At 64.1% G+C, this 14928-nt stretch carries 7 protein-coding genes; 4 read left to right on the top strand and 3 right to left on the bottom strand.

All coding sequences use genetic code 11. The features are described 5' to 3' along the window. Positions 1-81: 81 nt before the first annotated feature. Together THL1_RS09375 and recQ are read right to left on the bottom strand one after the other, a co-directional pair. Positions 82-1254, bottom strand: a complete 1173-nt coding sequence (locus THL1_RS09375) for a GGDEF domain-containing protein (protein WP_069083019.1) — start codon at positions 1252-1254, stop codon at positions 82-84. 111 nt (positions 1255-1365) lie between these two features. After that, positions 1366-3489 (bottom strand): DNA helicase RecQ, encoded by a 2124-nt coding sequence (recQ, locus tag THL1_RS09370; protein WP_069083018.1) that lies wholly within the window; start codon positions 3487-3489, stop codon positions 1366-1368. A 137-nt stretch (positions 3490-3626) separates the two neighbouring features. On the opposite strand from recQ, the gene THL1_RS09365 reads away from it, so the two are divergent. The 4 genes from THL1_RS09365 (at position 3627) to lapD (ending at position 7345) form a co-directional block, all read left to right on the top strand. Next, positions 3627-4214 (top strand): YecA family protein, encoded by a 588-nt coding sequence (locus THL1_RS09365; RefSeq protein ID WP_069083017.1) that lies wholly within the window; start codon positions 3627-3629, stop codon positions 4212-4214. A 10-nt stretch (positions 4215-4224) separates the two neighbouring features. Then, the gene (locus THL1_RS09360; RefSeq protein ID WP_069083016.1) at positions 4225-4626 is read left to right on the top strand and encodes a YbaN family protein; all 402 of its coding nucleotides are present in this window, start codon (positions 4225-4227) and stop codon (positions 4624-4626) included. A gap of 73 nt (positions 4627-4699) precedes the next feature. Further along, entirely contained in the window at positions 4700-5395 is a 696-nt protein-coding gene (gene lapG, locus THL1_RS09355; protein WP_069083015.1) for a cysteine protease LapG, read from the top strand. A gap of 3 nt (positions 5396-5398) precedes the next feature. Continuing rightward, positions 5399-7345 carry a cyclic di-GMP receptor LapD gene (gene lapD / locus THL1_RS09350; protein ID WP_069083014.1) on the top strand — a complete coding sequence of 649 codons (1947 nt, stop codon included), beginning with the start codon at positions 5399-5401 and terminating at the stop codon, positions 7343-7345. Between the two features lie 325 nt (positions 7346-7670). Here the strand turns inward: lapD and THL1_RS09345 are convergent, their stop codons facing one another. Then, positions 7671-14678, bottom strand: coding sequence for a retention module-containing protein (locus tag THL1_RS09345; protein WP_069083013.1), 7008 nt, complete (start codon positions 14676-14678; stop codon positions 7671-7673). Positions 14679-14928: the final 250 nt, after the last annotated feature.

Genomic DNA, 14928 nt, shown 5'->3' with positions numbered 1-14928 from the left:
CGCTCATGGCGGGAGGAACGGCGATGCTAGCACCGGCCATCGCCCCGGACAGTCACGGCGCGCGCCATCCGGAGCGACTATCTATGCCACAACGCGGTTGCGGCCTAATGCCTTGCCTTCATATAGCGCGCGATCCGCGTGCTCATAGAGTTCGTAGAGTTTGCCCAAGGGCATCCCCGGTTGCGGCAGCACACAGGCAACGCCTATGGACATGGTCAGTACCGGCGCGGTCGGTGACGCCTCGTGGCGGATCGCCTGGTTCTCCAGCGCAGCACGCAGCTTTTCGGCGCAGCGTCGGGCTTCCTGCTCGCTGATGCCATAGAGAAGCACGGCGAACTCTTCGCCCCCCAGCCGAACCGCCATGTCCAGCGGACGCCGGGCGGTGTCCTCCAATACCCGGGCGACCTGTTGCAGCACCTGGTCCCCGGCCTGGTGGCCATAGCGATCGTTGTAGGCCTTGAAATGGTCCACATCGCAGAGCAGCAGTGCCAGGCCGTGCTGCTCGCGCTGGGCCTGGCGCCACAGGCGTTCCAGTTGGCGGTTGAAGCTGCGGCGGTTGTACAGGCCGGTGAGGCTGTCGTGGTCGGCGAGCACCCGCATCAGTCGGCTGATCAGGAAATGTTCGCGGGATTTGAACTCCAGCAGGTAACAACCCACGGCGCCTGCAACGTTGCCGAACAGCAGGAAAAGCAAGTTGTTGATCAGCCGTGGCCAGGGCAGCCCGGCCCAGAGCTCCAGGCCCACATAAGCCAGCAAGATCACCAGGGAAACTCCCAGGGCCTCCACCAGGCGCAGCCCCACCAGGAAGTAGGCTGCCATGCACACCAGCAGCAGGCCTTCGTAGGGGAACGACGGATCGCTGCGATGGGCGATGGCCACCACCGCCCCGGCCCCTACGCCGAGAGCTCCGATGCAGACCAGACTCAACGGCGCCAACAGGTGGCGGTGACGACGCTGGAGCATCAGCACCCCACACACCAGCAACAGCCCCAGCACGCCCAGCCGCACGGCCAGCATCCACCAGCGTGCCTCGCTGCTGATCAGGTAGAAATCGAGCATGGCGAAAGCCAGCCAGATCATCAGGCCAACGCTGAGGGCGATGCGCTTGAGGTCGAAATTCTCTTCGAGGAAATAGTCCCGATATTCACGTTCCAGGGAGCGCGTGAATCGCAGATGTCGGAATCCCAGTGCCAACTGGTCGGCATAGGGGTTGGGGCGAACTTCATTTAGCCAGGCAGTATTGTTGTAAGACACGTCTACCTCTTCTGTCGGAGGCCTCTGACGCACATTAGCCGGTCGCGCACTGCGTCACAAGTTGGTCGTTTTGCCCCGTCATATTTACGTCAGCTCGCGCGCACGCTCCGATCAGGCCTCGAACTCCGCTTGCAGTGCCGCGCGCACGCAATGCAGGACGCCATCCGGCACCCGGCCGGCGAACAGCTCGGCAATTTCCGCCACAGGCGGCAGCTCACCCTCGCCGTCGAGGAAGGCGTCCTGGATTTCGCCCAACAGGTCTTCCGGCAGGTCCAGCGCCTGTTCCAGGCTCAACTGCTGGTTGCCGATGGTTTCGGCCAGCAGGCTGTAGACGTTCTTCTCGCTGCAATTGAGCTGACGGGAAATCTGCGCCGGGGTCATTCCGGCGCGGGCCAGGCTCACCAGTTCATGGCGCAGGTCGGTGACGGCACGGGGTGTTTCACCCGCACCGTTGAGCACCTCCAGGAACGCCTCGCCATAGCGTTCCAGCTTACGTGCGCCCACGCCGCTGACCTGCGCCATTTCGGACAGGCTGCGCGGCTTGCTGCGGAGCATTTCCAGCAGGGTGGCATCCGGGAAGATGACGTAAGGCGGGACGCTATGCTCCTCCGCCAGCTTGCGGCGCAACGTGCGCAGGGCTTCCCACTGCTCGCGCTCCTCGCCTCGTACCAGTTGGCTGGCCGCGCTGGCGGTCGGTTTCGGCGCCTTGGTCGAGAGATCGCGGCGTAGCTCAAGTTGCACCTCGCCGCGCAGCAGCGGGCGGCAGGCCTCGGTCAGGCGCAGGCCGCCGAAGCCTTCGAGGTCGATATCGGCCAGGCCGCGCGCCACCAGTTGGCGGAACAAGGTGCGCCACTCGTTCTCGGACATGGCCTTGCCCACACCGAAGATGGACAGGTGCTGATGGCCGGCGGAACGCACTTTTTCGTTGTCGCGGCCCAGCAGCAGATCCACCAAATGGCCGACGCCGTAGCGCTGGCCGCTGCGATAGATGGCCGAGAGCGCCTGGCGCGCGGGCTCGGTGGCATCCCAGGTCTGCACACCATCGGTGCAGATATCGCAATGGCCACAGGGTTGCGGCAGTTCTTCGTCGAAATAGGCCAGCAGCGTCTGGCGGCGGCAGCGGGTCTCTTCGCAGAGTGACAGCATGGCATCCAGCTTGTGCTGCTCGATGCGCTTGTGGCGCTCGTCCCCTTCGGAGTTGCTCAGCATTTGCTTGAGCAGCAGCACGTCCTGCAGCCCATAAGCCATCCAGGCATCCGCCGGCAGACCGTCGCGGCCGGCGCGGCCGGTTTCCTGGTAATAGGCTTCCAGCGACTTGGGCAGGTCCAGGTGAGCGACGAAACGCACGTTGGGCTTGTCGATACCCATGCCGAAGGCGATGGTGGCCACCATGATCAGCCCTTCCTCATTGAGAAAACGCTTCTGGTGATAGGCGCGCAGGTCGTTGGCCAGGCCCGCGTGGTAAGGCAGCGCCGGGAACCCCTGCTCGGACAGGAACGAGGCCACCTCTTCCACCTTCTTGCGCGACAGGCAGTAGACGATTCCGGCATCCCCGCGCCGCTCGGCCAGGAAGCCCAGCAACTGCTTGCGCGGCTGATCCTTGGAGACGATCCGATAAAAGATGTTCGGCCGGTCAAAGCTGGAGAGGAAGCGCTCGGCGTTCTGCAGATGCAGACGCTGGACCATCTCTTCACGGGTACGCATGTCCGCCGTGGCGGTCAGCGCCATGCGCGGGACATTGGGGAAGAGCTCGGCCAGTTGGCCCAGTTGCAGGTATTCGGGACGGAAATCATGGCCCCACTGGGAAACGCAGTGGGCCTCGTCGATGGCGAACAGGCCGATCGGCAGCCGTTGCAGGAAGGCCAGCATGCGTGGCTGCACCAGGCGCTCGGGCGCGAGGTAAAGCAGCTTGATCTCCCCACGGCGCAAACGGTCGGCGATATCGCGCTGGGCCTCGGCACTCAGCGTGGAGTTCAGCGCCACCGCCGGCACGCCCAGCTCGTCCAGCGTGGCGACCTGGTCGTCCATCAGCGCGATCAGCGGCGACACCACCACCGTCAGGCCTTCGCGCAGAAGAGCCGGCACCTGATAGCACAGCGACTTGCCGCCACCGGTGGGCATCAGCACCAGGGCATCGCCGCCGGAGGCCACACGTTCGATGATCGCGGCCTGGTTGCCACGGAAAGCGTCGTAGCCGAATACGTCTTTGAGGATGCGCTGAGCCTGGTCGAGCATGGGGGTCTCCGGAACAAGCCGGGCATTATACGTCAGCCGCAACGGCAAAATGCCCACGCCCATCGGTCCTGCCTTTTGCTGCGAGCCTCACACTCGACTAGAATCCAGCGTCGTTTATCCCTCAAGGTAGTCCCACGATGTCCTTCGCTGAGCAACTGTCCCGCCTGCAAGCTTTTCTCGACGCCGATGACCTGCACGAGGAGGCTCTGGACTATGTGGCCACCCACGGCTACCTGACCGCCCTGTCGATCTGCCCGGACCAGGTGCCCGAGCGTGAATGGATCGACGCCCTGTTCGCCGAACCGCCGCATTACCGCAGCGACGCCGAACGCGACGAAATCGAAGCCACCTTGCTGGCCCTCAAGGCCCACATCGCCCGCCAGTTGGCCAGCGATGAAGACCCCGAAATGCCCTGCGACCTGGACCTGGGCAGCGACCCGGACGATTCCGACCTGCGCGGCTGGTGCATCGGTTTCATGGAAGGCGTGTTCCTGCGCGAAGAAACCTGGTTCGAAAGTGCCGAGGAAGAAGTCAGCGAGCTGCTGCTGCCGATCATGGTCGGTTCCGGCCTGTTCGACGAACAGCCCGAGTTCGCCGACATCGCCAAGGACCGCAACCTGGTGGACGAGATGATCGAGCAGATTCCCGAACTGCTGACCGCCCTCTTCCTGCTCTGCAACGCCCCGGAAGAAAAGCCCGCCCTGCTCAAGCCCCGTCACCACTAAGGCGGCGCGGATGGCGCACAGCGATATCCAGCAGCAGCGCCACCCGGCGCTGCGCGTGATCCTCCTGGTAATCGGCTGGCTCAGCGTCGTCCTGGGGGTCATCGGCATCTTCGTACCGGTGCTGCCCACTACCCCCTTCCTGCTCCTCGCCGCGGCCTGCTTCGTGCGCAGCTCGCGGCGCTTCTACCTCTGGCTGGTGGAACATCCTCGGCTCGGCCCCTGGATTCGCGACTACCTGGAAGGCCAGGGCATCCCGCTCAAGGGCAAGATCTATGCCCTGGCCCTGATGTGGGCCAGCATCACCCTCTCCTGCTTCCTCGTACCCCTGCCCTGGGCCCGAGGCTTCATGCTCACCAGCGCGGTGCTCGTCAGCATCTATATCCTTCGCCAGAAGACCCTGCGCCCCCACTGAGGCGCAAAAAAACAGCCGGCAATTCCCAAAAGGCCTGCCTAGACTCTGAGCATCCTGGGCGGAGAGACAGCTGATGCGGCAACGGCGTGCGGCGAAGGGATTGCGGCACCCCTCGTGGCTGGCATGGCAAGGTAGCTGCCTGCTCGCCGGCCTGCTGCTGTGCCTGGCCAGTGTGCTGGCCAACTGGGACTTCGACCTCATCCTGCAGAACGCCCAGAAGCGCTACGGCGACCTGGGCCCGGCCAGGGCGCGCATCCTCGCCTGGAGCGAGCTGATCCAGGCCAGCGTCGACCTGCCTGAAGCCGAGAAGCTCAGCGCGGTCAACCGCTTCTTCAATCACCAGCTGCGCTTCACCGACGACATCCGCACCTGGCGCGACAACGACTACTGGGCCACACCGGTCGAGGCACTGGTCAAGGGGGCTGGCGACTGCGAGGACTACTCCATCGCCAAGTACTTCACCCTGCGCCGCCTCGGCGTCCCCGCTGAAAAACTACGCATCACCTACGTCAAGGCCCTGCGCCAGAACCAGGCCCACATGGTGCTCACCTTTTACAAGACCCCGACTGCCGATCCCCTGGTGCTGGACAACCTGATCGGCGAGATACGCCCTGCCTCCCAACGCACCGACCTGCTGCCGGTCTACGCCTTCAACGCCGAAGGTCTGTACACCGGTGCCAAGCGGGCCGGTGACACCAAGAAGCTGTCGCGTTGGCAGGACCTGCTGAAAAAAATGAGAGCCGAAGGCTTCGCCATAGGAGAGGGTTAATCCATGTCGTTACTCAAGCAACTGTTCCTGGCCATCTGCCTGCTGTTGGCGCTGGCCTTCGCCGGCAGCTTCCTCGCGGGCGTGGAAAGCTCCCGCGAGCAGCTGCTCAGCCAGTTGCGCTCCCATGCCCAGGACGCCGCCACCGCACTGGGCCTTTCGATGACGCCCCACGTGGACGACCCGGCGATGATCGAGCTGATGGTCAGCTCCATCTTCGACAGCGGCTATTTCGCCAGCATTCGCGTCGTGCGTATTCCCGATGGCGGGGTGATCGCCGAACGCCGCGCCACCACCACCAGCGACCAAGTGCCGAAGTGGTTCGCCCACCTGGTCAACCTGCAGCCCCAGGGCGGCGATGCCCTGATCATGCGCGGCTGGCAGCAGGCAGCGCGCGTGGAAGTGCTGAGCCATCCCCAGTTCGCCCTGGCCAAACTGTGGGACAGCGCCCTCGGCAGCCTCGCCTGGCTCCTGCTCTGCGGTGTGGTCAGCGCCCTGGTGGGTGCCTGGCTCCTGCGCACCCAGTTGCGCCCGCTCGACACTATGGTGCAGCAGGCCGAAGCCATCAGCCGCCGTGAATTCCTCGCCATGCCGAAGGTGCCGCGCACGCCGGAACTACGCCGTGTGGTGCTGGCCATGAACCAGATGGTGGACAAGCTGCGCAACCTCTTCGCCGAGGAAGCCGCGCGCAGTGAGCGCCTGCGTGAAGAGGCCTACCAGGACAACCTCACGGGCCTGGCCAACCGGCGCCAGTTCGACATCCGCCTGGCCAACCAGTTGGTGCCCAACGACCAGAATGCCGCCGGCTACCTCGTGCTGCTGCGGATCAACGACCTGGGCGGGCTGAACCAGCGCCTGGGCGGCCAACGCACCGATGCCCTGATCCGCGATGTGGGGGAAATCCTCGGTGGCCTGCTGCAACGTCGCGACAATGCCGACTGGCTGGCCTCCCGCAGCCGCGGCGGGGAGTTCTCGCTGCTTGCGCCTGGCCTTGCCGGTGAAGACGCCGAACAGCTCGCCCACGAACTCGCCGACCAGCTTGGGCACCTGCACACCACCGGCTCCAGCGACCGTAACCCTGTCGCCTTCCTCGGCATCGCCGCCTACCGGCCTGGGGAGGATATCCAGAAGGTAATGGGCCGCGCCGACCAGGCCCTGACACAGGCTGCACAAAGCCCGGACCATCCCTGGGTACGCCTGGACGATTACGACGCCGCGCCCGGTCAGAGCCTGCACGACTGGCGCAGCTGGCTCGACGACGCCTTGAACAAGGGCAAGCTGCGCCTCTATTTCCAACCGGTCAGCCTCTGCGCCAACCCCACTGAAGCCCTGCACCACAAGGTGCTCGCACGCCTGCTCGACCCGCAAGGCGAAGCGGTGGCCGCCGGCCGGTTCCTCCCCTGGATCGAGCGCCTGGGCTGGGCCGCGCGCTTCGACCTGGCGATGCTGGAACATTGCCTGACGCACCTGCAGGCGCATCCCGCGCCCGTCGCCCTCAGCCTGTCGACGGCCAGCCTGCGGGAAAGCGAACACCGCGAGCACCTCCTGGCCCTGCTCAAGGGGCACCCGCAACAGGCCCCCTTGCTCACCCTGGAACTGGACGAACGCCACCTGCCGCCCGCCAGCGAACTGGGAGCCCTCTGCCAGGCCATTCGTGAGACGGGTTACAGCCTGGGCCTGCAACACTTCGGCGGACGCTTCAGCCTGATCGGCAACCTCGCCCACCTGGGCCTGGCCTACTTGAAGATCGATGGCACCTACGTCCGCGCCATCGACCAGGAAAGCGACAAACGCCTGTTCATCGAAGCCCTGTTCCGTGCCACCAACAGCATCGACCTGCCCCTGATCGCGGAGATGGTGGAAACCCAGGGCGAACTGGATGTACTGAAAGAGCTGGGTATCCAGGGTGCGATGGGCCGCCTGATCGGCGCGCCGGCCCCTTGGCATGAGTGAGTGGCGATAAGCAGGCTGACGGCGGAATACCCACCTCGGATTTCATCCGGGCTACGAACCGAGATGCAATTAATCCTCGCCCTGTGGGAATTCGTTCGCGAAAGGGCACGGACCGTTCAGTTTGTAGGGTGCGCCGCGCGCACCGGCGGTATTTTGGCCACGACGGCCCCTCTGCTAACGCCGAACCGGTGCGCATGGTGTTCAGCCGGGATAGATGGGTAACGCTTGTCGGGAGACATGGGTAACGGGTTGATGATCATGTCATGTCCTGTCTCAAGTCCGGAAGCAGGCCCGCGCCATTGGGCGCGGGCACATTCCCTTGTGATCAGACATCCACTTTCAACGAGCCGTCATCTAGCATGTGCGAGATAACCGAGGCGGTATCCGCCGCGCCATACACCGCCATCAGGTTCACGCCCTGCAGCACCACGGTCTGGCCTGAACCGCCCGCGGTGGCCGCATTGCTGTCCACCGTAATAGTGGTGTTGGCGCCGAAGGCCATGGTCAGGTAGTCGTCCAGGCTTCCCACATTGCTGTGCTCGCCGGTCAGCAACTGCGACAGGTCCAGCTTGTCCACGCCCGGATTGAAGTCAGTGATGGTGGTAGTGCCAGTGTCACCGAGCAGCCACTTGAAGGTGTCTGCACCCGTGTCACCGGTCAGTTGGTCGTTGCCGCCATTGCCCGCCAGCACGTTACTGCCGCTGTTGCCCGCCAGGACATCGTTGAAATGCGAACCCAGCAAGTTCTCGATTTCGATCAGGGTGTCCAGCCCGCCGCCACCGGTGCTCTGCTGGCCGAGCAGCGCGAGATTCACTGCGACGCCGGCACTGGCCCCGTCATAGGACGCGGTATCGCTACCGATTCCGCCGTCCAGTACATCGTTGCCCAAGCCACCCAGCAGCACATCGTCGCCGCCCATGCCGGAAAGGTGGTCGTTGCCACTGCTGCCCTGGATCACGTCACTGGTCGCAGTGCCAACGAAGGTACTCCCCGCCTCCAGGGTCACATGCAGGGCCTGGGTTGAGGTGGTATCGCCGTCGGCGTCCTTGATGCCCACCTGGAAGTCCAGTTCGGCATCCAGCGTGTCGCGCTCGGCGGTAATGAAGCCTACATCCGAAACCTTGAGGACATCGTTATCGGTTGCCGAGGACCCGAAGCCGATTCCATTGGTCACGTTCGAGGCCCCGGCATTACCCAGCGCCGAATTGAAGTTGATGGCACTGGACGTGGTGATGCCTTCGACGCTGGTGAGTATTTGTGCGCCGTAGATCTGCCAGTTCTCGCCGGGCGCATTGAAATCGTTGTTCTCGATGACGATGGCGCCGTCGTTGTTGTCCAGCATGATGCCGTAGGCGGCCAGCGCCAGGCTGTTGGTGGTGATGATGTCGCCGTTGCTTACCACGAGCGCCCGCGTGGTCTTGGCCCCACCTGCCCCGATCAGCTTGAGCACCACCACCAAGTCTTCATTACCGACCCCGTCGAACTTCAGGAACATCCCGGCGGCGCGGGCGCTCGGCTCGACGCCGACCTGCCCCTTGGGATTGGCAGTGTAGAAATTCAGGTCCAGCACCTCACCTTGGCCCAGCGTATCGCCACCCACGCCATTGGCCAAATTGCTCACGCTGACCCAGGAAGCGTCCTGGCTGAACAGCTCGCCATTGGTGAAGACCGAGGTACTGCTGGTGCCAGCGCGCAGATTGTTGCTGTCTGTACCGCCACCGGGCTCGGCATAGCTGGTGTACTGCACGAAGAAATCGTTGGCCAGTTCCACCACGGATACCGCCGGCTGGCTGGTGTCCGGCTGAGTGCTGTTCAACTCATAGCCGGTAATGCTGATCGAGGTGCTGGTCTTGAAGATGGTGAAGCCCTGGATGGGTTCGTCCAACGAGACCGTGTAGGTGCCATTGGCCTTGTCGAACACCAGGGTGCCGGTCGCATCGTCGAGCGTTCCCGGCGTGGCCGGATTGGGGGCATAGCGGAAGCTGATATCGAAAGTCGCGGTCGTAGAGGTTTCAGACGCCCAGGTCACGGATGTCGACGAAATGGCAGTGCCGCCGACCGTACCACTGAGGTTGATGGACGTGAAATCCGAATCCGTGGCCGAGAATGGCCCGCTGCCGCGAGTGTCGCCACCGGTGCTGTACGCGAAGATCCCGGACGCGCCTTCGGGATTGCTGCCGTTGGAGTAGACCAGGTTGGAGGTGGCAAGGATTGCCGGAATATCGTCTTCCACCTGGATCAACAGATCGCCCGCCAGCGGCAGGTTGCCCGAGCCATTGCTGGCCTGCAGGGCTCCGGTCAGGTTCAAGGTGAGAATCTGCTCGTCACCGCCCGCGCCATTGGGATGATCCAGCGCCCCCAGCAGGGTGAAGGTGTACGTGCCGTTGCTTTGCACTTGCAACGTGAAGACCGTATCGGCGCCGGCCTTGGCGAACAGGGTGTTACCCACTCGAGAGTAGGTGATAGCAACCCCATCGGAGGTCAGCACGGGCATTGCCAGGGGCGTGGCGGCCACGCCGAACTGGGCCCCTGCCGGCGTGCCCACCAGCAGCTCGCCGAGATTGCCGGTCACCACGGTGGAGTGGGCGTCGCCGTCGGTGATGCCACTGGGCAGTTCATCTTCGTCCACCCGGCCGATCACCGGCGAGGCGTCTTCGATTCTCACCGTCAGCGAGGCGCTCGACGGGTCGCCGTCCTTGTCGATGATGCTGTAGGTGAAACTCTCGCTGGTGTCGGCAGCCACATTCTTCGGTGCGATATAGGTCCAGGCGCCCGTGGTGAAATCGAAAGTCAGCTTGCCGCCACCGGGTGTGGTGATCGCACTCAGCAGGCTGCCGGAAAGGCTGCCGCCCGTGCTCAGGCTGATGGTGCCGGCACCATTCCAGATGTAGGTGGTAGTGCCGATCTGGATAGACAGGATGCGGCCTGCACCATCGGCGCCAAACGCATCATCGTCACCACCGCCAATCGCATTGTCGCTGCCCAGCAACACATTGCCGGACACCACCCCACCGACGATCTGGCTGGCCAGGGTTTCGACCAGGTCCGCGAAGGCGCTGACCATGATGGGAGTGCCGGAACCATCGACGTCCACATCCTGCAGTCGCGCGGTGTTGATACCGTTGCCCACGCCGATGGTCGTGACGTTGATGCCGTTGTTATCGACAAAGCTGTTCCACTGACTCGCCACCGTCGCGGTCAGCGACGTGCCGCCCGGTCCGGTCTGCTCGTTCGGGTTGCCATCACTGATGAAGAAGACCTGGTTGCTCCAGCCCGAGATGGGCGTGTAGACCGCCATCGTCTGCTGAATGCCAGCGGTGAAATCCGTGTTGCCGGAGAACGGACGCGCACCACCTTCCTGTGGGTTGAGACTGTTCACCAGGTTGGTGAACGCGGTGACATCGGTCACCGCCGGGTAGGAACGGGCGGTACCGGAGAACGCCACCAGCTGGATACGCACGTCGCCGTCTGTCGTGTTGAACAGTGTCTGCCCGGCATTGCGTACCGCGTTGAGCATCGTGTTCAGCTCGCTGTTATCGATGCTGCCGCTGAAGTCCAGCACGAACACCACGTTGAAGTCCTGGCCACTGCCTTCCGCCACATCGGCACCGTCATTCTTCGCCTGCGGCGTATCGTCATCGACCTTGATATCCAGCGTACCGTTGGTGGCGTCGCCGTCCTTGTCCGTGACCTTGTAGGTCAGGGTGAACGACTGGTCGTTCTCCTGGTTTGCCAGCGCATGCTGGATCGGCGCGATCTGGCTGACGCTGTAGGCGCCGTTCGCGCTGTTCAGGGTCACCTCGATGACCGTGGTGGTGCCCTGCTTGATCAACAGGGTGCTGCCGGACTTAACGTAGGAGAAGCCGTCTGGAGCCCCAGTGGTCAGCCACTGGACATCGCCTGGGCCGTCCGCGCCAAAGCCGAATCCGACAGTGCCGGTGACATTCGCCGAATCCGAGTCATCGCCCGAGCCATTTGGAATGCCACCCGGCAGGGCATCGTCATCCAACTGCACCAGCAGATTGGTGGTCACCGTTGGCGCGTCGTCGCGGAAGCTGATCGCATTGCCCAGGTTAAGGGTCGCACTGTCCTTGTCGCCGTCGCCATCGGTAATAGTGGCGCTCAGGGTGATCAGGTCGGCACTGGACAGGCCAGCAACCTGGTCAGTGCCGCTGTCAGGCGAGTGAATGATTGCCCGCTGCTGGTCCAGGGTCACCGTGCCATCGGCAGCAACGCTCAGGCGGAAGGCAACCTGTCCTCCGCCGCTGACCAAGCCGACGATGTCCGAACCGACCTTGGACAGCAGGATGCTGTTGCCGGTCGCGGTGTCCCGCAGGCCGCTGTCCACGCCCGGCGATTTCACACCCAGACTGTAGGTGATGGCATTGCTGACGGCCGCGCCGTCGGCACCGAACACTGCCGTGAAGGCGCCGGCGAAGCTGGTGCTGGCATTGAGGTCCAGGCTGGTCTCGTCCACCTGCACGCCCAAGGCGCCCAGCCCCTTCACGCTGATGTCAGGCACATCGTCGATGATGCTGACGGTCAGGATGCCGGTGCCGGTATTGCCGTTGGCGTCGGTTACCTGGAAGGTGAAGGTCTCGGTGAACTGCAGGTTGTTGCCGTTATCGCCGGGATTGACCTTGGGCGCGGAAACCAGCGTGTAGGTGTAGGAGCCACTGCTGTTGACCACCAGTTGACCGTATTGGCCGTTGCCCGCCCCGGCCCCCAGGCTGAAGCTGTAGGGCCCGCTGCCGCCACTGCCCACCAGGGTGCCGCTGGCGAACTCATCGTTGCTCGACGGCGCGCTGCCAAAGCTCAGAGCGGCTTCACGCACATCCTGATCCGAGCCTGCCTGCACACTGCCCACCACGGTGTAGTGGGACACGTTGATGGTCAGAGTCGTGGTGCTGGGATCACCATCGGCATCGACGATGGTGTAGGTGAAGGTGTCGACAGCGCCGGCCTCGCCTACCGTGTTGGCATGGCTGGTGTAGCTGTAGCTGCCGTCGGCGTACAGCACCAGGGTGCCCAAGCTTGTATCGATGGGCATGCCCACATTCCCGGAAGCCGGAATCAAGGTGTCACCACCTGTACGTACACCCACCACACCCGTGGTCGGCGATGGGCGCCCATCAGCACCGAACACATCCGTCACCGAGCCCAAACCGGCGCCACTGACCACATTGCCGTTGACGCTGCCACCCTCATCGACCGAGGCACTGTCAGGCTTCGCCCTCGGCAGGTCGTCGACGATCTCGATGGTCGCGGTAGCCGAGACGGAAGCCAGGCCATCGTCCACAGTGATCTGGAAGCCATCCGTTTCAGGACCCGCAGCGTCGGTGGTCGATTCGGTCAGGGTGTAGCTGAAGCTGTAGCTGCCATTGCTGTAGCCGGTGATCTGCACCGTGCCATGGGCCGTGGTGAAGCTCTGCCCCACCAGGCTGGCGAAGCCGCTGCTGGTCAGGTCCAGCGTCAGGCTGCCGACGCTGAGGGATTTCAGGTTGGCCAGGCCGTCCGGATCGGCAACGGTGAAGCTGCCCGTGGTGACCGTACTGCCGTCCCCGGCGCTGGAGCCATCCAGCAGGCCCTTCTCGTAGACCTTGGCCATCTCGCCCTGGGCATCCGGGGAACTGACGTCCACCGTGGGGATGTCGTTGCTTCCCGTGATAGTGAAGGTCAGCGTCGAGTTGCTCGGGTCGTTGTCGGCATCCCGCATGGAATAGGCGTACTGCAGGATCACCTGCTCACCCTGATCCAGCCCCTCCACCGCCGCCGAGCCATTGGCCAGCGCAAAGCTGTAGCTGCCGTCGGCGTTCAGGGTGACCAGGCCATAAGGGGTGTTCACCAGCAGGCTGCCGTTATCGCCCGGCGTGGCACCGGCCACACCGTTCCAGCTGGTAAAGGCCTTCGGCTGGTCGGCGCCGCCCACGTCGTTGCCCAGCACGTTGCCGGACAGGCTCGACGGCACACCGTTCTCGGTCAGGCTGCGGCTGTCCGGGTTGGCGGTGGGTACATCGTCGACGATTTCGATGGTCACACTGGCCGAGGCAGTCGCCAGGCCATCGCCCACATTAATAAGGAAGCCGTCCGTCTCCGGACCAGCGGCATCGGTGGTCGCCGACGTCAGGGTGTAGCTGAAGCTGTAGCTGCCATTGCTGTAGCCGGTGATCTGCACCGTGCCATGGGCCGTGGTGAAGCTCTGCCCCACCAGGCTGGCGAAGCCGCTGCTGGTCAGGTCCAGCGTCAGGCTGCCGACGCTGAGGGATTTCAGGTTGGCCAGGCCGTCCGGATCGGCAACGGTGAAGGTGCCATTGGCCACGGTACTGCCATCGCCGGCGCTGCTGCCGCCCGCAAGGCCACGCTCGAACACCTGGGCCAGGCCGCCCTCGGCAGCCGGGAAGCTCACCTCCACCGTGGGGATGTCATTGCTGCCGGTGATGGTGAGGGTCAGGGTAGCCGAGCTCCGGTCGCCGTTGCTGTCCTGGATCCCGTACCCAATGCTGACGTTGACGCTCTGCCCTTGTGCGAGCCCCTCCACCGCAGCCGTGCCATTGGCCAGCAAGAAACTGTAGCTGCCGTCCGGGTTCAGGGTCACCACGCCATAGGGGGTGCTCAGCAGCAGACTGCCGCCGGGGCCACTGCTGGCGCCGGGAGCCTGCCAGGATACGAAGGTCGTGGGCAGGTCCAGACCACCGTCGTCGTTGTCCAGCACGTTGCCCTGCACGCCTTCCTGACCTTCGCTGACGGTCTGGGTGTCATCCACGGCAGTGGGCACACCATTGACCGGCACCTCTACGGGAGCCGCCAGCGGGATATCGGGAATGCCGGTTTCCGGTTGCGGGAAGTCCACGGCGAAGAATATGGGACCAGTGGGGAAACCGATGTCGGGGTCGACCCTGCCAGCGGTCTCTCCCAGCAGCACGAAGGAATGGCCACCCCCCGCCTTGCCCCCACCCGCGCCGCCGCCGGGACCGGCCGCAGTAGCCTCGGCGGCCTGGGTCGGGTCAACGCCCGCTTCGATGGCGGCCTGCAGCTTCTCGACGTCGGTGAGGTCCTGCTGGCTGGGTGCTGCCGGTGTGTTGTCGGTGCCGGGCTGAGTGGCATCCGGGGCACCGGCCAGCAACGCGTTGTTCAGCGGCATGCTGCTGTCGCGACCGAGCACCAGTTCCTGGCCGTTGGCCAGGGTCACTGCCACGGCGCCCAAAGCGCCGGTGACCAGTTGCTCCCCAGCGAATACTCGGTCGCCTTCAGTGAGCGCACGGCGCGAACCGTCCGCCGCCACCGCAAAGACCTCGCCCACGACCTGCCGAACGACCCCGATTGATCCAGCCATGATTCCTTCCTCCCGCACCGCGTGCTGCCAGACGGACAGCGCCGAACCCAGTCAATGAGGGTCACAGCACGTCCATACCGAACTACCGGGTACGCGAAGAAGCATCAGAGGAAGACGACAACGCCAGAAAGAAACCACGCAATGTCAATAAAACGTCACGCAGTCCGACGCTGTGCATTTCCGTCGGTTCAACCCCGCCCTGAGTTTCTTGATTTGTGCCTGACCACGCTCAGCTTTGGCGCGAGGGCAC

The organism is Pseudomonas sp. TCU-HL1, from assembly GCF_001708505.1.
In the GTDB taxonomy this organism is placed as follows: domain Bacteria; phylum Pseudomonadota; class Gammaproteobacteria; order Pseudomonadales; family Pseudomonadaceae; genus Metapseudomonas.
Note: the sequence above shows the minus strand (reverse complement) of the source record. Positions and strands in the feature narration are given on the sequence as shown.